This is a genomic window from Euzebyella marina (assembly GCF_003687485.1).
In the GTDB taxonomy this organism is placed as follows: Bacteria; Bacteroidota; Bacteroidia; order Flavobacteriales; family Flavobacteriaceae; genus Euzebyella; species Euzebyella marina.
In genome coordinates this window covers 528,823-549,012 of record NZ_CP032050.1, presented here as the reverse complement: position 1 = coordinate 549,012, position 20,190 = coordinate 528,823, and the positions used below count along the sequence as shown (strand labels likewise).

Genomic DNA, 20,190 nt, shown 5'->3' with positions numbered 1-20,190 from the left:
AATATTCATAGGATAAAGAAAGAAATTACTAAGGATTTAAATAACCCGTTTGCGAAAACTGATACACTGAAGATGGGGTTCTGGCTGAGTCTAAAATCATTTGCATCTCTTTTATAATTTCCGGATGATCAGCAGCCACATTATTCTCTTCTTGTAAATCGTTTTCCAGATCGTAAAGTTCAATTTTAGATTCCTTTCCCTTGAAAACATCGTATTTAACGGCTTTCCAAGTTCCCATACGAACGGCCTGTCTACCTCCTTTTTCATGAAACTCCCAATACAGGTATTCATGTTCTTTCTGGCTTTCACTATCCCCATTTAGGGTAGACAAAAAGGAAATTCCGTCGATATTATTAGGGGAGTCAATTTTCAAGATCTCGGTCAAGGTTGGAAAAACATCCCAAAAAGCTGAAATGTGATCGGTTTTGCTTCCTTCATCAATCACGCCCGGCCAACTGACAATCATAGGCACCCGAATACCACCTTCGTATAAATCTCTCTTATACCCTTTTAGAGGCCCGTTACTGTCAAAATAATCAGGGTCAGCACCACCTTCTTGATGCGGCCCGTTATCGGATGTAAAGACAATGATGGTATTATCTGTCAAACCAAGTTCTTCTACCTTATCCATAATTTCCCCTACTTGCAAATCTAACAACGAAACCATAGCGGCAAAGGCGGCATGGCTTTCCTTTTGACTTCCGTACGGCCCATTTCTATAATCCGGTCCTTCATCAACTCCCTGAAATTGATGTTCAGGGTCGTATTTACCCCGAAAAGCGTTCATAATACTATCAGGGGCCACTAACTCTGCATGTGGAATTATAGACGGAACATATAGAAAAAATGGATTCTCTTTATTCTCATCTATAAAAGCAAGGGTCTTTTCATGAATCAAATTAGGGGCGTAGACCTCCTTTTTGGTACCGTGGTTGCCCTCCAGAATTAAGGAATCATTATTAGACCATAAATGTCTCGGATAATAATTATGGCCTAAACGTTGACAATTGTATCCGAAAAAAGTATCAAAACCTTGTTTTGTCGGGTCACCTTCCGATCCGGGATACCCCAAACCCCACTTACCAAAGGCTCCCGTTTGATACCCCGCGCTTTTAAATGCTTCAGCCAAGGTGTAGGTGCTATCAGGAATCGGATGTTGCCCCTCGGGCCTTACCTCTTTATTGCCCCTAACAACGGTATGGCCTGTGTGCATACCGGTCATCAAAGCCGATCTAGAAGGGGCGCAAACGGTACTACCCGAATAGTGTTGGGTAAATAGCATTCCTTTCTGGGCCAATTTATCAATATTCGGAGTAGCGAACTTTGTTTGGCCGTAGCAACCCAAATCTCCGTAACCCAAATCATCGGCTAGAATGTAAATAACGTTTGGCTTTTCAACTCGTTCCACTTTTTCTTGGTTTTGAGCGTCGCGATTTTTTTTACCGGAATTGCATGAAAGAAAGATAAACCCTGATAGCACTATTAATAGAAGTATACGCATGGAAAAAATTGTGAAGGATTATAACCTTGGTTTTATTGCGTATGGAAGATATGAAATATAATAGTTTCAGTTCATGGGCTTTATAGACTTAGTTAGTAAAAAAAAGCCTCTCGATTTCTCGAAAGGCTTTCTATAATTAAGCTCCCCCTCTTGGGCTCGAACCAAGGACCCTCTGATTAACAGTCAGATGCTCTAACCAACTGAGCTAAGGAGGAAAATATGATGCTTTAATCTCTTAAAGCGGGTGCAAATATAAATGTTTTTTTATTTGTGCCCAACAAATTTTTTAATCTATTTATCGGTCAACCAACGATACAAATCATTACCATTGGCGAAGAGAATAAGCGCTAACAATAAAAAGAACCCGATCATTTGCGCGTACTCTAAAAATTTATCGCTCGGTTTACGGCCTGTAACTATTTCATAAAGAAGGAACATGACATGTCCACCATCCAAAGCTGGTATCGGCAAAAGGTTTAAAACGGCCAACATAATTGATAAGAAGGCTGTGGTACTCCAAAAAATCTCCCAATCCCAAGAATCAGGAAAAAGTCCGCCAATAGCCGCAAAACCACCTACTCCCTTATAAGCACCGGTATCTGGGTTGAAAATTTTCTTTAATTGCTTCAGATACCCCGTTACGGTACCTACACCACGATCGATACCAGCAGGAATAGCCTGCATAAAAGAATACTTACGGGTCTCGATTCTGAAATAACCCATACGCTCATACTCTTTCATGGTCGTAGCAATAGCTACGCCTATTTTGGCATCGTCGCTAACTTGGGCATCGACCTTTTTGGTCGCACCATTCTCTCTTTTAATGGTAAGGGTAACTTTTTTTCCTTTATTGGCCTCCAAAATAGGAACGACCTCATCCATATAAGTGGCTGGTTGCGAATTTATGGCCACCAGCACATCATTCTTTTGAAGGTCAGCACCTTTATTGGGCGAATCAGGAGCTATTTCCTGAACGATAAAGGGCTGACGAAAGCTAAGAAACCTGGCCTTATCCTTATCATCTATCAATGTAGAAATAAAATCTACGGGTATCTCTTTTTCCATCACTTGACCGTCACGCTCAATAGTAATGGAGTTACCGTTGATGATTTCCATGAAAACAGTATTGAAATCCTCAATCTTGTTACCATCGACCGCTAAAATCTTATCGCCTGTCTTTATACCCAATTGGTCGCCAATCTCTTGCTCAACGACCCTTACCCCATCTTTAAGGCTATCGGCCGGTATGATTTGCTCACCATACGTATAGGCCAATCCTATATAAATAATAAAGGCCAGTATAAAATTAACGGTAACCCCGCCAATCATAATAATTAGGCGCTGCCAAGCCGGTTTACTCCTGAACTCCCATTCTTTCGGTTCTTCTTTAAGAGCTTCGGTATCCATGCTCTCATCGATCATACCCGCGATTTTCACATAACCACCTAAAGGTAGCCACCCAATACCGTAAACGGTCTCTCCTATTTTCTTTTTAAAAAGGGAAAACTTGATATCGAAAAACAAGTAGAATTTCTCTACTCTGGTCTTGAAAAGCTTAGCTGGAATAAAATGACCCAATTCATGAAGTACGATTAAAAGCGAAAGACTTAAAAAGAATTGAATGGTCTTGATCAATATGGGATCCATCTATATTTTCTAAAATTAAACGCACAAAAGTAAGGTTTTACCACCTCTAAAAAAAAAGGAAAGTTGATGTGCAAATAGTTTTTAAGAAACATTTAGTACGCCTATAGTGTTCATACCTTGAATGCTTCACTGTACTAACGTATCTTTGTCAAAAAGATTATGCGTTCGTTTTTGGCACAGTTTAAACTGTTCGGTATCGTTCTAGTGATACTATCTGCCGTTATTATTTATCTTTTTTATGACGCATTACAGCCTAAAAAAATGTTGACCATCTATCAACCATCAATGGTCAACTCAGAATTGGTCGACAGTACCGTTCAATTCAGAAAAAAGTACCATACCATCTCCGATTTTGAACTCATCAACCAAAATGGTGATACCATTACGCAAAGAGACTACGACCAGAAAATCTACATTGCCGATTTTTTCTTTACCACATGCCCTACCATATGCCCCATTATGACCAAAAATATGGCCGATATACAAAGGCGGATCAAAGACCAAGGTGATGTAATGCTCTTATCTCATTCGGTAACCCCCCAAATAGATTCGGTGGCACAACTGAAGAAATATGCTTTGGAAAAAGGGGTCGATGATTCGAAGTGGAACTTGGTTACAGGAGATAAAAAACAAATCTATGAGCTTGCCAGAAAATCGTACCTCGCAGTAAAGACCGATGGTGATGGCGGACCCTACGACATGATACATACTGAGAATTTTATTCTGGTAGATAAGGAAAAACGCATCAGGGGCTTCTACGATGGCACTAAGAGTGAGGATGTTGACGAGCTAATGAATGACCTAAGGATACTAAAGAATTCATATAATAACTAATTCGCACGTGCAGATAGATAAATTACCTTATTTTTGCTCTTACTTTTAATAAATCTAAATAAGGTTTGTCAATTACTGTAGCCACATTAAAGAAAGGACAAAAAGGAGTCATCAAAGATTTTACCGATAACGACCTGCCCATTAAACTTCTCGAGCTTGGCTGTTTGCCGGGCAATACGGTAGAACTGGTGCAGCGAGCACCCTTGAACGACCCCATCTATATTAATGTTAACGGTTCGCACATTGCCATTAGAACAGATTTGGCCCAAAAGATTGAGCTAGACCTTATTGAAGCGGACCACCAACAATGAGTAAAAACATTAACGTTGCCCTCATCGGCAATCCTAATACCGGAAAAACTTCCGTTTTCAATCAATTAACCGGCCTTAATCAGAAAGTTGGTAATTACCCTGGCATCACTGTCGAGAAAAAAGAAGGTATTTGCAAATTGCCTCGCGGCACGAAAGCTCATATTTTAGATTTACCGGGCACCTATAGTCTCAATACTACTTCCGCCGACGAAAGTGTTGTTGCTGAAATTTTGATGGATAATACCAATAAAGATTATCCTGATGTGGCCGTAGTGGTGTGCGATGTAGAAAATCTTAAAAGAAACCTGCTCCTCTTCACCCAAATCAAAGATTTACAAATACCCACCATATTGGTAATCAATATGTCGGATCGAATGTCTCGAAAGGGCATTACATTGGACATTCCCCTTATGGAGGAAAAATTGAATACCAAAGTAGCTTTGGTAAGCACAAGAAAAAAAGAGGGTATTGAGAGGTTAAAAGAACTCATTCACAATTACAAAGAGCTCTCAGATGAGCCGAGTATAGATTGCAGGATTATTGAACCGACCTATTTTTCGCATTTAGAGAAGTTGTTTCCCGACTATGAGGCCTACAAACTATGGCTGCTGGTGACTCAAGATGTGAATTTCTCGCCTTTAACCAAGAAAGATCCAAGCGAGTTTGATAACCTAAAGTCAAAATCAAAGGCAGACCTGAAGCGCCTTCAGCACAAAGAAACGGTTCTTAGATATCAATTTATCAATGGTACGCTTAAAGAGAGCTATAAGATAGATTTTAGAAACGCCAAAGGGCCTCGGGCCGACCTCGACAAAATCCTTACCCATAAGATATGGGGCTATGTTATTTTCATAGCGATACTCATGCTTATTTTTCAAGCTATTTATGAGTGGAGCGGTTACCCTATGGATCTGATTGACGAAAGTTTTGCCGCTATGGCGGAATGGACATCCAACAACCTTCCCCCCGGCATATTGACCGATTTGCTTGCAGAGGGAATTATCGCGGGCATAGGGGGTGTCGTTATTTTCATTCCTCAAATTGCCTTTCTCTTCCTTTTTATGGCTCTTTTGGAAGAGTCCGGGTATATGAGCCGTGTTGTATTCTTGATGGATAGGGTTATGCGACCTTTCGGTCTTACCGGTAAGAGTGTAGTGCCGCTTATGTCGGGTACGGCCTGTGCCATTCCTGCTGTAATGGCAGCCAGAACCATTGATAGCTGGAAAGAAAGGTTGATTACCATTCTGGTGGTGCCCTTTACCACCTGCTCCGCTAGGTTACCGGTGTATCTGATCTTGATTGCGCTGGTCATTCCAGAAGGGGCTGTTTTGGGTTTTAGCTATCAGGCCCTGACCCTTATGTCGCTTTACTTGATTGGCTTCGCAGCTTCCGTGCTTTCGGCCATGGTTCTGAACAAGTTTTTAAAGATCAAAGGTAAATCGATTTTTATGGTAGAAATGCCTGTTTATCGTTGGCCTCTCTTTAAAAACGTTCTTTATACCGTTGTTGAGAAAACCAAAAGTTTCGTTTTAGGTGCAGGTAAAATCATACTGGCAATTTCAATTGTGTTATGGTTTTTGGGTTCCTACGGTTTTACCAAAGAGTTTTATAATGCGGAAGAAATTGTAACCAACAGAATCGAAGAAGAAGGGTTCACTCCGTTTACCAAAACGTTTATCGCCAAGAACCTAAATAGTGAAGAAAGTGGGGAGGGAGAGGCTATTGATTTGAATTTTGATTTAAAGTCGACCCGACAACTTATCAAAGACGAAAACGAAGATTTATACAATACTGCCGTTGAGCAGGAAATAGCCAGTTTTCAACTTGAAAATTCATTTATTGGTTATGCCGGAAAAGCCATTGAACCCATTGTGGCCCCTCTGGGCTATGATTGGAAAATAGGTATAGGCGTTATCACTTCTTTCGCAGCCAGAGAAGTATTTGTTGGTACTTTGGCCACCATTTATAGTGTAGGAAGCGATGAAGAAGAAACAATCAAGAATAGAATGGCCGCTGAAGTAAGACCTAGTGGAAAACCGGTCTTTAATCTAGCAACGGGAATATCGCTTATGTTGTTCTATGCCTTTGCAATGCAATGTATGAGCACTTTGGCAATTGTTAAAAGGGAGACAAATTCTTGGAAATGGCCTGCATATCAGTTAATTTCTATGAGTATCATCGCCTACCTCATGGCTTTGGTAGCCTATCAAACATTGAAATAATATGATACAAGAGATAATCGCCTTTATTATTCTAGGCTTCGCCGTACTTTACTTGGTTCATAAATTCATCTATCCCATTTCTTTTTTAAGCGGTAAAAAGAAGAAAAAAGCTTGTGGCTCTACAGATTGTGGTTGTGATTGACAGACGTCTATACTGCCAATGAACACCACAGCGTTAGTAGTTTATGAGTTAAAAAAAGAATAAATCGCTATTAACGAAATCAAAAAAAGGCGGTAGGTTCGTGGTCAATTATTTCTTTTGAATGACCAAAACCGCAAAGCGAACTGTGAAGCAACTATTTACGCTTTTTATTTTACTGGCGATTGCCTGTTCAAATGCGCAATCACTTTCTTCTGTAGTCGTCGATTCTTCTACCCTTAAACCCATCCCCTACGTAACGGTACAATTGAACAACCGGGGCATGATAACCAACGAAGAAGGTCGTTTCAAATTTTCTTTGGATGAGAGCATAAAACCTACCGATTCTCTGTTTATTTCCTGTATCGGGTATGAAAGCATTGGCAAACCACTTGAACAGTTTACCGACAGTCTTATCTTCATAAAACCTAAGGCTATTGAATTAAAAGAGGTTATCGTATCGAACAAAAACTATACGCCAAAAGAAATAATTGAACTGGTCGAAGATAACTTGAAAAAAAACTACTATACCCAGCTCACCAAGAAACGCGTATTTCTTCGCGAGACCTATCAAAATAGGGTTCTAAAGACCAACTATGAGATAAAGAAATCATCTATAGATGCCTTTAACCGTAATTTTCTGGATAGCGTTGTAAGCACCGTGCCCAAAGAGAATACGTACTACACCGAAATGTTGGGCGATTTATACGGAGGTGATGATGCCGATGAGCAAAAACTAGACCTGATCAAAGCTTCAGAGCTTTATGACAAAAACAAGGATATTGATTTAGAAAAACTGGAGGAAAAATTCAATCAGATTGTCAAAAAGAATATAAAGACTGATTCTTATTTCAAAGTGAAATCCGGTCTCTTTGGCACGAAAATAGACCCGGAAGATATGGGCGACCTTTTTGAGGAAGAAATCGATTCGTCAGATGCTGCGGCACTTAACGAAAAGCTCGAGCAAGAAAGAAAACAGAAAGAAGACCGCCGAAAATTTTTCTTGAAATACAAACGGGAAACTCTAGGAAACCTATTCGCCAATCTCCCTATTTTCGATGATACCGATTACAATGTCTTATTCAAGCCTCGAAGGTATAACTTGTCGCTTGAGAACTTCACCTATATCGGAGACCAATCGGTATATGTTATCAACTTTGAACCCGATGGTTCACCTGAATTTCAAGGAACGTTATATATCAATTCAGACGATTTTGCTCTTATTCGTATGGATTTTGAAAACACAGAACCACTTAGAGACTTTAGTTTACTAGGGGTGTCTTTCAAAGAATACTTGGCAAAAGGAAGCATTATTTTCGCTAAGGGAATCGACCAAAAATACCATTTGAGATATTATAATATAATCAAAGGGGTGCAAGCCGGGTTCAATAGACCTTTAGCCATCATTGAAAAAAACAAAAATGTAAAGGGCAGAAGAAAACAAAATGAATTAAAGCTGAAGATAGATGCTTCTTTTGGCAACATCAATAGTTATGAGCTAGTTGTTTTTGACGAGAATCCGATCAATTCTGAACAATTTGATTATTTCAAGGAGAATAATAATGTACTGCCCGAATATATGCCCAACTACGACCCTGAGTTTTGGAAAGGTTATAATATTATCGAGCCCAACAAGGCTATCAAAGAATTCACATCAGAAGTAGAGTTGGGCGATTAAATGAAATTACCTACTAAATTATAAATTAGAAGTGCCCAACCGCCTACCAATAGAAGTCCGCCAAGTGGAGTAATAGGCCCCAAAAACTTCCATTTGTTGCCTCTAGACCCCGTTAAGGTCAATCCGTAAATACTAAAAGAGAATAAAAATACACCTATTACAAAGCAATAGATCATTGCTTTTTGATAGCCGGTATCAAGGTTGAAATTGAACCCCAGCATAAGTAATACCAAAGCATGGTACATTTGGTATTTCACACCTGTTTCAAAACTTTTCAATTGGTCATCGGTAAAGGTTTTCTTTAGGGCATGGGCACCAAAAGCACCGAAAACAACAGCTAACAAACCAAATAGTGAACCAAAAACCTGCGCGAATAGAACCATCTTTTTTGGCAAAGATAACAACCTATTGGTAAGGCCACCTTGTTTTCTAGGTGGCCTTTAATTTTTGAACAGCTTCTTACTCGTCGTAGAAAAATTGCTCTTTTATGATCTTACCGTCCTTTACTTCGTAAACTGCAATTTCAGACATTTTAGAACGTTGCCCTGATGGCTTATGGGTAGTGTCTAGATCAAACTTTACCGAGAACCAATTATCTGCCACGAGAGGGTCTGATACTTCGCTATCATGAACTTCAAAGTTGGCTTCCCACCATTCGCCTTTCTTTTTGATTCCTTCAAGACCTTCAACATACCCGCCTTCTCCTTTTCCGTCGTTTTCAATACTTACGATTTTATCGCTGTATAATTCTTCATAAGGTTTTACAAAATCTCCTTCTTTACACCAAGAAACCAGTTTTGAGGCAATCTCACTCGTTTTCATATAACATTATTTAATTAGTTGCCACAACAAGTTACGCTATACCCTATTTAGGCACAACACTGTAACACCAAATTTAAAGTTATTTTAAAATGGAAAATCGGGGCTGACGCAATCAGTTGGGTTCAACAGGTATTTTTGAAGAAAGTAACTGAAACAATTGGTCTGTTTCTAGCGAGTCTTTAAGGTTGACAAACAGCTTTATTGAATCGTGATGGACGAGTTTTATTTTTGAATGCTCAATATTATCAGCGAATACATATACCTTTTTATCCGTGAGAGAGTCTTTAAACTCACGAAAGACGCCTTTCTCTTTTTCCAAGGCGGAGAAACCATTTAAACGTTCCATCGGCGGAATTCTTTCCTCCATTATTACGCTATCCAATTCAGAGTATTTAATCTTTTGGTAGTAGAAGCCCGAAACTACTCTAAAACCCTCACTGTCAGTTGAAGTCCAGTTTTTGAAATGTAAAACGAACGTGAAAAGGCATATGATAACAGTTATAATGGCCAAAACATTCCAAAACCAGCCTCGGTTTTTCTCCATAACTCTTTACTTTCTTGTATTCTCGATTCTATTAATACAAACGTACAAAAGCACTTAAAATTTTTCACCGTCAAACAAATATTACCTCTGGTTGAAAATAGAACCAATCGGGGCATTTATTAAAGTTAAAACATACGAATAGCCCGAAAATCATTCTTTATCTTCAGCGTACCATTTATAAAAGGTAAGAAGGACATGAACAATGCGGAAAATAATAGACTTGAAGAGCACTACACCAAGAAAAAAGATTGGCTTAAATGGGGGCCGTACCTTAGTGAGCGCCAATGGGGAACGGTTCGTGAAGATTATAGCGCAAATGGTGACGCCTGGAACTATTTCCCCCATGACCACTCAAGAAGTCGCACTTACCGATGGGGCGAAGACGGCATAGCCGGAATATCTGACAGGTATTGCAATATCTGCTTTGCCGTCGCTCTCTGGAATGGTAAAGACCCCATACTAAAAGAACGAATGTTCGGGCTTACCGGCCCGGAAGGCAATCATGGTGAAGATGTAAAAGAATTGTACTACTACCTCGAAAATACCCCTTCACATTCGTACATGAAGCATTTGTACAAATACCCCCAAAACGAATATCCTTATGATAAATTGGTCGCGGAAAACAGGAAAAAGTCAAAAACTGATAAGGAGTATGAACTTTTAGATACAGGTATTTTTGACAACAATGAGTATTTCGATGTCTACACCGAATATGCCAAAGGCGATGAAGAAGACCTGTTGATAAAAATATCCGTAAGCAACCGAGGCCCAAAAAAATCGGCCATCGCCGTATTACCCACACTATGGATCCGCAACTTTTGGAGTTTCACGGGCATGCAACAAAAACCAATTATCAAAAAAGATGAAAAAGACGCCAATTCCGTTTTTATTGAACATGAATACGTTGGCAAATACCATCTTTATTTTGAAGAACCCAACCAATGCCTTTTTACCGAAAACGAAACCAATCGTGAATTGGTCTACAACGATAAAAATGATCACCCCTATAAAAAAGACCTTTTTCATCAGGCGGTGACAACGCATGATTTTTCGAAGGCCATTGAACGTAACCACGGTACAAAGTTTTCGCCTTTATATCAGTTGGAAATCGGTGCCGGCGAAACCGTAACACTTAAACTGCGTTTGTCAAGCTCACCTATTGAATCGCCTTTTGACAATTCTTTTGATGATATTTTCAATTCGAGAATCAATGAATCAAGTGAGTTTTTAAACGATTTAACCGAGAATTCCACCCCTGAGCAACGAGAAATTCAAAAGCAGGCTTTTGCTGGCCTACTATGGACAAAGCAATATTATAATTATGAGGTAGAACAGTGGATAAACGGCGACCCTGAAAGTTCACCACCTCATGAGCGAAAGTATGGGCGCAACAGTAGTTGGAAAACTTTTCGTAACCACGATATACTTTCAATGCCCGATGCTTGGGAATACCCTTGGTTCGCGGCTTGGGATTCTGCCTTTCACTGTGTAACGTTCTCAATGGTCGACCACGAGTTTGCCAAGAAACAGCTATTGCTTTTCACCAAAGAATGGTACATGGCCGCTAACGGACAAATACCTGCCTACGAATGGAATTTTAGCGATGTAAACCCCCCGGTGCAGGCTTGGGCAGCCATTCAAATCTATCAAATGGAACAGCGAAAAACGGGAAATCGTGACATCGATTTTTTAAAACGCATGTTCAATAAACTCGCTTTGAACTTCACATGGTGGGTCAACCGAGAAGACAGCCTTAATAATAATGTATTTGAAGGCGGTTTTTTGGGATTGGACAATATCGGGGTTTTTGACCGTAGCAACGGTGTGCCCGGTGGAGGCGTTCTAGAACAAGTAGACGGTACTTCTTGGATGGCACTTTATTGCCTCAATATGTTGGAAATGGCCATTGAAATAGCGAAGGTAGACCACAGTTTTGAAGATATGTGCATCAAGTATTTCGGCCACTTTTGCTTTATCACCGAGGCGCTGAACAAAATCTCGGAAGGGTCTGCAGGCTCTTGGGACGAGCAAGATGGTTTCTTTTACGACACCCTTATTCTACCGAACACTGAACGCATACCCATTAAGGTGCGCTCTATTTCAGGTTTGTTATCGTTAGCTGCCGTACTGAACATTCGAAAAGAATCTCTGGATCAACTACCAAGGTTTAAGTCGAGTATGGCATGGTACCGCAAATACCGTATGGAAAATAATAAATATCAGGTGATAGAGGAATATGAACCTGATAAAGACGTACTATTATCGCTTGTGCCCAGAGAACGCTTGAACGTTTTGATGGAAAGTGTTTTAGATGAATCGGAGTTTTTGGGGGAATTCGGCATACGGTCATTATCTAAACTACACGAAGAACCTTATAACGTGAACATTAATGGGGCCAACTATAGTATTAATTACGAATGCGCAGAATCGACCACAGATTTGTTTGGAGGAAATTCAAATTGGCGTGGACCTATCTGGATGCCTATGAACTATTTGTTCATAAGTACCTTTAAAGAATACCACAACCACTTTGATGATAATTTAAAATTTGCATACCCATCGGGCAGTGATAATTATTTGAATCTAAAGGAAATTGCTTTTGAAATCAGTAAAAGGCTCATTGCAATTTTTAAGACCAACGAAGATGGTAAAAGGCCGGTGAACGCCTTATATGATAAGATATATACTGATAAGTATTTTAAAGACTTGATTTTGTTCTATGAATACTTTGACGGCAATAATGGCCGAGGGGTAGGCGCATCTCATCAAACCGGGTGGACTGCCCTTGTAGCCAATTTAATTGAAGAGATTAATCGTTAAAAGTTTGTGGTATATACCTTTATTTGTGGCATTACCTAATTATATTTTGTATCGATTATAACTCCTTGATAAAATTTAGATTTGCTCTAAATTATGTGTGCAACTGCATTACTCTCAATAAATTTACATTCGACCATTTTAAAATGTAGTAACTTTAGTGCCAAGTATGGCCAAGTTTGTATCCATAACGATTTCTGCCCTGGTTCTAATCCAGAGTTTCGGCTTTCACGCCAATGATCTTGTGGTATTAGATGAATTAATCACCCATGCTAAATTCCATGCGGAAGCGTATGGTGACAACTTTTTCGTGTTCCTCTCCAAGCATTATGGCGAATTAAAAAGTGAGCACAGTCAAAAACATCAAGAAGAACAAAAAGACCACGAAAAGCTTCCTTTTCAACAGCACAGTCAATTCAACAACTTACCCTCTGTTATCACTGCCGATTTTGAAAATTATGACGCTCGAGAACAGCAACCTATTGCAGGGGAAGATGATAATTTTTTCTACATCAACTCTTATCATTCACTAACCCTCGGCGCACCTTTTCAACCGCCTCGCTTAGCATAATTCCATTCTGACATCAAATTGTTCAATTGCCCCATGGGTTCTTGACCTATTTTTATTAATCGGATTATGCTTAATTATGCTTACATCAATAGTAAATTTTAGTGTTCGCAATAAACTTATTGTGATACTATTCACCTTTTTCATAGCCGGCTACGGAATTTATGCACTAACCAAAATACCTATCGGAGCAGTGCCCGATATAACTAACAACCAAGTTCAGGTAATAACCACCTCCAGAAATCTTTCTACTCAAGATATGGAACAGTTCATTACCTATCCCGTAGAACTTGAAATGTCTAATCTACCCGGAGTTGAAGAAATACGATCAGTTACCAAATTCGGACTTTCTGTTGTGACCATCGTATTTGAAGAAGACATGGGCACTTTTCTGCCTAGACAACTCATTGCCGAGAAAATAAAATCTGCTTCAGAAAAGATACCAAATGGTTTCGGAACACCGGACATGGGCCCAATCACTACCGGTTTAGGTGAAATATACCAATATGTTTTAGATGTTGACTCGGCTTATAAAGACGAGTATGATGTCACTGAACTAAGAACTATTCAAGATTGGGTGGTAAGGAGACAACTATCCGGTATACCAGGAGTCATTGAGGTCAATACTTGGGGAGGTTTTTTAAAACAATACGAGGTGGCCATTAAAACCGAAAAATTGAATGCCATGAACATTTCTACTCAAGACGTTTTCATGGCTCTGGAGAAAAACAACAATGTGGCAGGCGGCGGCTACATTGAAAAAGAGAACCAAGCCTACTTTATAAGGGGGGAAGGTCTCACCGAGAATCTTGAAGATATTCGAAATATTGTGGTAACGGTTAAAGATGGTCTTCCTGTTTATATCAAAGATGTGGCAAAGGTAGGTTATGGTAGTGCCACCCGTTTCGGCGCCATAACAGGCAATGGTGAGGGAGAAAAGGTGTTAGGTCAAATTATGATGCTAAAAAATGCGAACTCTAAGAAAGTAATAGACGCCGTAAACCAAAGGGTAGAAGAAATTTCAGAACTTTTGCCTAAGGGGGTTTATATCAATCCTGTTTTAGATAGAAGTGAGCTTATTGCAAAAACAACTTTTACCATAACTGAAAACCTAGTACTTGGTTTTCTCATTGTTATTTTCATAGTGGTCTTGCTTCTAGGGAATTTTAGGTCAGGGCTGGTAGTGGCTTCGGTAATTCCGCTATGCTTACTCTTCGCACTTTCCTTAATGTATATTTTTGGTGTAGACGCTAACCTAATGAGCTTAGGGGCCATCGATTTTGGTATTATCATTGACGGAGCAGTGATAATAGTCGAGTTCATTGCCTTTCAGATTGCCTCTAAAAGTTCGGAATTGTCGAAACTATCTAAAAATGAACTTAAAGCCCGCAAAGATGCTATTACTATTCAAAGTGCAGCAAAAATGATGAACTCGGCCATTTTTGGTCAGCTCATCATTCTCATAGTTTTCATTCCAATTCTATCGTTAAGCGGTGTAGAAGGTAAAATGTTCAAGCCAATGGCACTCACTTTTAGCTTTGCACTTCTTGGGGCCATGGTCTTCTGTTTCACATATGTTCCAGCTGTGGCATCCCTTATTCTAAAACCTTCCAAACGTTTATCGGAGGGTATCCCACATCGTAAGAAAGGCATTTCCTCTAGATTGGTCGGTTGGTTAAACAGAACATACGAACCAATAATAGACTGGGCATTAAAGAGTAAAAAGCTGGTGCTTGCCTTAGCATTGATTCTATTAGTATTCAGTATTTTCATTTTCTCAAAAATGGGAGGTGAGTTCGTTCCGACCCTTGATGAGGGAGACTTTGTTATACAACCCGTTCTTAAAACGGGAACCTCTCTTGGGAAAACCATAGAAACGACTACTCAAATGGAAGGTATACTACTGGAAAAATTCCCAGAAGTTAAGCAGGTGGTCACACGGATCGGGGCGGCGGAAGTTCCTACAGACCCAATGTCTATGGAGGAAAGCGATGTAATTATCACTTTAAAACCTAAAGGAGAATGGACGTCTGCCGAAACTAAAGATGAATTAGCCGATAAATTCAAGCAAGCACTTTCAGTGATTCCCGGAATAGGTGTTGAATTTACCCAACCCATTGAAATGCGCTTTAATGAGTTAATAACGGGTGTACGTTCTGATATAGCAGTCAAAATCTTTGGAGAAAATCTTGATCTGTTAAGCAAAAAGGGCAATGAAATCAAAAACCTCATAAAAGACGTTAGGGGTGCGGCCGATATTACTGTTGAGAAAATAGTAGGCCTACCACAAATGAACGTCAAATACAATCGAAGAAAAATTGCTCGCTACGGCCTTAATATCGAAGACCTTAATAATATGATATCAATGGGCTTTGCCGGAAGAATCGTAGGAAATATGTTCGAGGGTGAAAAAATGTTCGACTTGGTAGTACGTCTTGATGCCGAAAAAAGAACCGGCTTAAATAACTTAAGAAACCTCTATGTAGACACCCCAAGTGGTAATAAGGTGCCTTTAAGCGAATTAGCGGATATCAGCTATCAAAAAGGGGCGGCAAAAATTTCTCGTGATAATACTCGAAGAAGAATTGTAGTAGGCATCAATGTTAGGGACAGAGATCTTCAATCTGTGGTCGATGATGTTCAAACACTTATCGAAAACAATCTTGAACTACCAACAGGCTATTATATAACGTACGGCGGTCAGTTTGAAAATCTTCAAAGTGCCAAGTCGAGATTACTGATTGCCGTGCCTATCGCCCTTGTACTCATTTTCATTCTGCTCTACTTTGCATTTAAATCGGTCAAAGAAGCCCTTTTAATTTATTCAGCGATTCCACTTGCAGCAGTTGGCGGAATTCTATTTTTATGGATGAGGGGTATGCCTTTCAGTATTTCGGCCGCGGTCGGCTTTATCGCACTCTTTGGTATTGCCGTACTGAATGGCATTGTTTTGATAGAGCATTTTAAAGAACTGCAGAAGCAAAGCGCTGAGAATATTGAAACAATAATTAAAAAGGGTGCGCAAGACCGGCTACGGGCAGTACTGCTTACCGCTGCTGCTGCTGCCTTGGGCTTTTTGCCAATGGCAGTATCTACAAACGCCGGGGCAGAGGTGCAAAGACCCTTAGCCACAGTAGTTATAGGTGGCCTTGTTAGTTCTACACTCTTGACCCTTTTGGTACTTCCTGTTCTTTATTCGATCTTAATTAGCGGAAAGAAAATCCATTTTAAAACTACATTCAAGAGTAAAATCGGTTTTCTTCTATTATGTTTAGTTTCAGCTTTATCGTCTTATTCGCAGGAAACTTCAATGAATTTAGAAAATCTAATCAATACAGCTGTTAAGAACAATTCTGGCCTGAAATCAGCCGAATTGGAAAAAAATAAAGCGGCGGCACTTGTAGGCAATGCCTTTAACTTCGACAAAACCCAAGTTTATTACCAATACGATCAAAACAATCTAAGTAGGGGTGATTTACCACTAAACGTTTGGGGAATTCAACAAGACTTTTTATTTCCGACAGTCTACTTCAGTAAAAAATCTGTAAACCAAAAGCATTTGAAGGTTTCCGAAAAAAATTATGAAATAAAGAAAAAGCTTTTGACCAAAGAAGTTTCATCAGCATATTTCACATTTCTTCACCAAATGAAGAAAGAAGAAATCTATGAAACACTGGATAGCCTATATACAGACTTTGCCCGAATAGCACAACGACGATTTGAACTTGGCGAAACCAATTATTTAGAGAAAATAACGGCATCCTCTAAACACAGGCGCATTCAGATAGCTCTTGATAAAGCTAAAAATGATGTATCTCTAGCCTATTCAGAAATTCTTGGCCTTATTCAATTATCCGATTCGGTAAGAATAGATATCATTCCTTTAAAAGAGCTAAGCTTAAATGAAGTCAATCCCAGAGAAACTATAGAGGCGGGCTATTATGAATCGCTGATTGGCGTGGCTCATGCAGAAAAACTACTCGAAACCCACAAAATGCTACCTGATATAACCCTCAATTACTTTCAGGGCACCAACAGTGCAGTCAACGGCAATCTTTTTGGCTATCAAGTGGGAGTTAAGATTCCGCTATTTTTTTCAGGTAATTCATCAAGAATTAAAGCTCTAAAAATTTCTGAATTAAAAATACTGGAAGAATCAAAAGAATATCAAAAGAACCTTTCGATCAAGTACAGTCAGCTTCTGAAAGAACAGAAAAAATATAGCAAGACGCTAGCTTACTTTCAAGAAGAAGGAACCCACCTTTCAGATCAGATTTTAAAGACTGCTATTATTTCCTTCAAAAATGGCGAAATCGACTTTTTTCAGTACATACAAAGCTTGGAAAATGCTTATGAAATACAATTAGAGTATTTAGAGAACCTGAACCTTTATAATCAAGTTATACTTGAAATCAACTACCTAAACCTTTAGTAAAAAGAATATTTATTATGAAAAATTTATATCACATACTCATAGTCATTATACTAGCATCTTGCGGAGACAACACTGTAAATACCTATGATAACAGCCAGAAAGACAAAAGCTTTTCTAACGATTTGATTGCCGTTACCAAAAATCAGTTTGAAAAGGGAGAAATGCGTCTGGGAAGCATTGAAAACAAAGCTTTTCTTGAAACCATAGATACCAATGGTAGTATCGATGTTCCACCAGAAAAAAAGGCTATCGTAAACGCCACCATGGGCGGCTATATAATGAGTACACCTCTATTGGTAGGTGATCAAGTTAAAAAAGGCCAATTATTGGTGACCATTGAAAACCCTGAATTTATCACCCTCCAACAAGAATACTTAGAAGCCAAAGAACAATTGACTTATTTAAAATCAGAATACGAAAGGCAAATTTTGATGAAAAAGGAAAACATTACTTCTCAGAAGAACTTTCTACGAGCTGAAAGTGAGTACAAAACCACCCATGCCCGCTACGCCAGTCTTCGAAAGCAATTGGTGATGATTCATATTTCTCCTTCAGAAGTCGAAAAAGGAAATATTTCAAGTGTCACTTCGATATTTGCCCCGATTAGCGGTAGTATTACCGATATCCATGTAAGCAAGGGCTCTTATGTATCTCCTGCGTCGTCAATTCTAGAGATTATAGACAACAATCACATTCATCTTGAACTTTCTGTATTTGAAAAAGATATCATGAAAATTAAAAAGGGACAAGAAATTCAATTTAAGATACCAGAAGCATCCGATTCTATATTCTACGCTCAAGTCTACCTTATCGGAACTTCAATAAATGAGAATAGAACTATAAAGGTTCACGCACACCTTAAGAATGAAGCAAAACATCAATTTTTGACCGGTATGTTCGTTAATGCCAAAATTGTTGTGGGCACTGTTGAAAAAAAAGCCCTTCCTTCGCCGGCCTTAGTGCTTTTTGACACAAAAGAGTACGCTCTAGCTCTTGAAAAAAAGGAAGAAGACATTTATTACTTTAAGCAGATTGAATTGAAAACTGGAGATGTATTTGATAACTTCATTTCTTTAGAAGAAGAGCAAAAAATAGACACCTCATCACAATATTTAATAAGCGGTGCTTTTAATTTGATAGGGGAATGAAATAAAAAAATTGTGAGTTCCCTTTGGGTGTCGCTTTAACCTAAACCAACATCTAGGGTCATCATAATGATAAATCCGCCTACGAAGCCCATTGTGGCAATATCGGTATATTTATCTTGCTGTGTTTCGGGTATCACTTCTTCTACTACTACAAAAAGCATGGCCCCTGCCGCAAAAGAGAGGGCATAAGGTAAAATTGGTTCAAAAGTCAGGACTGCCCACGCACCCAATACGCCTGCCAATGGCTCCACGATTGCGGAGGCCTGACCGTACATAAAGCTTTTGGTACGGCTTAGACCATGTCTGCGCAATGGCATGGCTACCGCAAAACCTTCCGGAAAATTTTGTAAACCAATGCCCAAAGCCAAGGCAACTGCCCCACCAATGGAAGCACCTTCAAAACCAGCTGCGACACCACCAAAAAGTACACCTACGGCCAACCCCTCGGGAATGTTATGTAGCGTAATGGCCAACGTTAAAAGGGTGGTACGCCTCCACGGTGTTTTGACACCTTCCGCCTCGCTTTCCTTGAAGTTGATGTGTAAATGCGGTAAGATTTTGTCAAGCCCGAAAATAAAGGCGGCACCCAACAAGAAGCCCACTGCTGCAGGAATTACTTTTACAAAACCCTCGCCAGGGCTCATTTCGATACCCGGGGCCAAAAGACTCCAAAAACTGGCAGCTACCATTACCCCACCGGTAAAACCTAACATGCCATCAAGAACCGCCCGGTTCATGGTCTTGAACAAAAAGACCAATGATGCCCCCAAAGCGGTTAGACCCCAAGTAAAAACGGTAGCATAAAATGCTGCCAGAACGGGGTCTATAGACTCAAAATAATCAATAACCTGTCGAATCATTATTCCGTAATTTTTAAATATAGGTTCGATGCAATTTGCTGAGAGATATGAATGTCTTTATTTGAAATTCTAACATGCAGCGAACCATCGAATTCCTCTTTGTCCAAAACCTTCACCGAATCGCCCAAAGCAATATTGTTCTTGTCAAGAAACTTTAAGAAAGGGGCCGAAGAATCTTTCACTCCCACACAAATACCGCTTTTACCAATAGGTACTTCGCTCAATAATTTTTTAATCGCTTTTTTAAACTCGCCTTTTTTAGAAGGAATAGGGTCGCCGTGGGGATCCACTTCAGGGTAATCCAGAAGTTTGTCTAAGCTATCTATCAGCTTTTCACTTTTAATATGTTCCAGTTGTTCGGCGACTTCATGAACTTCATCCCAAGAAAAACCCAGCTTCTCAACCAAAAAAACCTCCCAAAGACGATGCTTTCGAACCAAGGTCAAAGCAGTTTTCTGGCCATGTTCCGTTAAACTGACCCCCTTATAAGGTCGATAGTTCAGCAGCCCTTTTTCCGACAGTTTCTTGACCATATCGGTGACCGAAGACGGCTTGGTATCCATTTGCTCCGCGACCGCATTTGTTGAAACGGTGGTGTTTTCCCCTTTTCCTAAATGATATATCGCCTTTATGTAATCTTCCTCTGAAAGGGTCATCTTTATTT

The 20,190-nt window shown here is 39.6% G+C and carries 16 protein-coding genes and 1 tRNA gene; 9 read left to right on the top strand and 8 right to left on the bottom strand.

All coding sequences use genetic code 11. The features are described 5' to 3' along the window. Positions 1-28 precede the first annotated feature (28 nt). From D1013_RS02285 to rseP, 3 genes are all read right to left on the bottom strand, one after another. A complete protein-coding gene (locus tag D1013_RS02285; RefSeq protein ID WP_240467927.1) occupies positions 29-1,408 on the bottom strand; it encodes an arylsulfatase in 1,380 nt (459 codons plus the stop codon). Positions 1,409-1,642: 234 nt separating this feature from the next. Next, positions 1,643-1,716: transfer RNA gene (locus D1013_RS02280), tRNA-Asn, on the bottom strand. A 76-nt stretch (positions 1,717-1,792) separates the two neighbouring features. Beyond that, a complete protein-coding gene (gene rseP, locus D1013_RS02275) occupies positions 1,793-3,148 on the bottom strand; it encodes an RIP metalloprotease RseP (protein WP_121847344.1) in 1,356 nt (451 codons plus the stop codon). Positions 3,149-3,307: 159 nt separating this feature from the next. On the opposite strand from rseP, the gene D1013_RS02270 reads away from it, so the two are divergent. The 5 genes from D1013_RS02270 (at position 3,308) to D1013_RS02255 (ending at position 8,332) form a co-directional block, all read left to right on the top strand. After that, positions 3,308-3,982 carry an SCO family protein gene (locus D1013_RS02270; RefSeq protein ID WP_121847343.1) on the top strand — a complete coding sequence of 225 codons (675 nt, stop codon included), beginning with the start codon at positions 3,308-3,310 and terminating at the stop codon, positions 3,980-3,982. 65 nt (positions 3,983-4,047) lie between these two features. After that, positions 4,048-4,293, top strand: a complete 246-nt coding sequence (locus D1013_RS02265; protein ID WP_121847342.1) for a FeoA family protein — start codon at positions 4,048-4,050, stop codon at positions 4,291-4,293. Beyond that, entirely contained in the window at positions 4,290-6,515 is a 2,226-nt protein-coding gene (gene feoB, locus D1013_RS02260; RefSeq protein ID WP_121847341.1) for a ferrous iron transport protein B, read from the top strand. Before D1013_RS02265 ends, feoB begins: the two co-directional genes overlap by 4 nt. Before the next feature lies 1 nt (position 6,516). After that, positions 6,517-6,657: a hypothetical protein gene (locus D1013_RS20255; RefSeq protein WP_162987785.1), complete on the top strand. Its 141-nt coding sequence runs from the start codon at positions 6,517-6,519 to the stop codon at positions 6,655-6,657. Positions 6,658-6,778: 121 nt separating this feature from the next. Continuing rightward, a complete protein-coding gene (locus tag D1013_RS02255) occupies positions 6,779-8,332 on the top strand; it encodes a carboxypeptidase-like regulatory domain-containing protein (RefSeq protein WP_121847340.1) in 1,554 nt (517 codons plus the stop codon). On the opposite strand, the gene D1013_RS02250 is transcribed toward D1013_RS02255, so the two are convergent. The 3 genes from D1013_RS02250 to D1013_RS02240 form a co-directional block, all read right to left on the bottom strand. Further along, the gene (locus D1013_RS02250; protein WP_121847339.1) at positions 8,329-8,715 is read right to left on the bottom strand and encodes a DUF423 domain-containing protein; all 387 of its coding nucleotides are present in this window, start codon (positions 8,713-8,715) and stop codon (positions 8,329-8,331) included. The two genes, D1013_RS02255 and D1013_RS02250, sit on opposite strands and share 4 nt — an antisense overlap. A gap of 76 nt (positions 8,716-8,791) precedes the next feature. After that, positions 8,792-9,154 carry a nuclear transport factor 2 family protein gene (locus D1013_RS02245; protein WP_121847338.1) on the bottom strand — a complete coding sequence of 121 codons (363 nt, stop codon included), beginning with the start codon at positions 9,152-9,154 and terminating at the stop codon, positions 8,792-8,794. Positions 9,155-9,266: 112 nt separating this feature from the next. Continuing rightward, the gene (locus tag D1013_RS02240) at positions 9,267-9,698 is read right to left on the bottom strand and encodes a hypothetical protein (RefSeq protein ID WP_121847337.1); all 432 of its coding nucleotides are present in this window, start codon (positions 9,696-9,698) and stop codon (positions 9,267-9,269) included. 195 nt (positions 9,699-9,893) lie between these two features. On the opposite strand from D1013_RS02240, the gene D1013_RS02235 reads away from it, so the two are divergent. The 4 genes from D1013_RS02235 (at position 9,894) to D1013_RS02220 (ending at position 18,666) form a co-directional block, all read left to right on the top strand. Continuing rightward, positions 9,894-12,518 (top strand): MGH1-like glycoside hydrolase domain-containing protein, encoded by a 2,625-nt coding sequence (locus D1013_RS02235; RefSeq protein ID WP_121847336.1) that lies wholly within the window; start codon positions 9,894-9,896, stop codon positions 12,516-12,518. A 166-nt stretch (positions 12,519-12,684) separates the two neighbouring features. Beyond that, positions 12,685-13,086: a hypothetical protein gene (locus D1013_RS02230; RefSeq protein WP_121847335.1), complete on the top strand. Its 402-nt coding sequence runs from the start codon at positions 12,685-12,687 to the stop codon at positions 13,084-13,086. A gap of 76 nt (positions 13,087-13,162) precedes the next feature. After that, positions 13,163-17,515, top strand: a complete 4,353-nt coding sequence (locus D1013_RS02225; RefSeq protein WP_121847334.1) for a CusA/CzcA family heavy metal efflux RND transporter — start codon at positions 13,163-13,165, stop codon at positions 17,513-17,515. Between the two features lie 17 nt (positions 17,516-17,532). Further along, complete coding sequence (locus D1013_RS02220) at positions 17,533-18,666, top strand: efflux RND transporter periplasmic adaptor subunit (protein ID WP_225621370.1); 1,134 nt, start codon at positions 17,533-17,535, stop codon at positions 18,664-18,666. Positions 18,667-18,701: 35 nt separating this feature from the next. Here the strand turns inward: D1013_RS02220 and D1013_RS02215 are convergent, their stop codons facing one another. Together D1013_RS02215 and D1013_RS02210 are read right to left on the bottom strand one after the other, a co-directional pair. Further along, positions 18,702-19,526: a ZIP family metal transporter gene (locus D1013_RS02215; protein ID WP_225621371.1), complete on the bottom strand. Its 825-nt coding sequence runs from the start codon at positions 19,524-19,526 to the stop codon at positions 18,702-18,704. Then, a complete protein-coding gene (locus D1013_RS02210; RefSeq protein ID WP_121847332.1) occupies positions 19,526-20,182 on the bottom strand; it encodes a metal-dependent transcriptional regulator in 657 nt (218 codons plus the stop codon). The genes D1013_RS02215 and D1013_RS02210 overlap by 1 nt, the downstream gene beginning before the upstream one ends. Between the last annotated feature and the right edge of the window lie 8 nt (positions 20,183-20,190).

What these genes read in the sequence shown, in the direction of transcription:
- rseP (WP_121847344.1), bottom strand. Translation starts at nt 3,148, where the DNA reads ATGGATCCCATATTGATCAAGACCATTCAATTCTTTTTAAGTCTTTCG.
- D1013_RS02270 (WP_121847343.1), top strand. Translation starts at nt 3,308, where the DNA reads ATGCGTTCGTTTTTGGCACAGTTTAAACTGTTCGGTATCGTTCTAGTG.
- feoB (WP_121847341.1), top strand. Translation starts at nt 4,290, where the DNA reads ATGAGTAAAAACATTAACGTTGCCCTCATCGGCAATCCTAATACCGGA.
- D1013_RS20255 (WP_162987785.1), top strand. Translation starts at nt 6,517, where the DNA reads ATGATACAAGAGATAATCGCCTTTATTATTCTAGGCTTCGCCGTACTT.
- D1013_RS02255 (WP_121847340.1), top strand. Translation starts at nt 6,779, where the DNA reads ATGACCAAAACCGCAAAGCGAACTGTGAAGCAACTATTTACGCTTTTT.
- D1013_RS02250 (WP_121847339.1), bottom strand. Translation starts at nt 8,715, where the DNA reads ATGGTTCTATTCGCGCAGGTTTTTGGTTCACTATTTGGTTTGTTAGCT.
- D1013_RS02245 (WP_121847338.1), bottom strand. Translation starts at nt 9,154, where the DNA reads ATGAAAACGAGTGAGATTGCCTCAAAACTGGTTTCTTGGTGTAAAGAA.
- D1013_RS02240 (WP_121847337.1), bottom strand. Translation starts at nt 9,698, where the DNA reads ATGGAGAAAAACCGAGGCTGGTTTTGGAATGTTTTGGCCATTATAACT.
- D1013_RS02235 (WP_121847336.1), top strand. Translation starts at nt 9,894, where the DNA reads ATGAACAATGCGGAAAATAATAGACTTGAAGAGCACTACACCAAGAAA.
- D1013_RS02230 (WP_121847335.1), top strand. Translation starts at nt 12,685, where the DNA reads ATGGCCAAGTTTGTATCCATAACGATTTCTGCCCTGGTTCTAATCCAG.
- D1013_RS02225 (WP_121847334.1), top strand. Translation starts at nt 13,163, where the DNA reads ATGCTTACATCAATAGTAAATTTTAGTGTTCGCAATAAACTTATTGTG.
- D1013_RS02220 (WP_225621370.1), top strand. Translation starts at nt 17,533, where the DNA reads ATGAAAAATTTATATCACATACTCATAGTCATTATACTAGCATCTTGC.
- D1013_RS02215 (WP_225621371.1), bottom strand. Translation starts at nt 19,526, where the DNA reads ATGATTCGACAGGTTATTGATTATTTTGAGTCTATAGACCCCGTTCTG.
- D1013_RS02210 (WP_121847332.1), bottom strand. Translation starts at nt 20,182, where the DNA reads ATGACCCTTTCAGAGGAAGATTACATAAAGGCGATATATCATTTAGGA.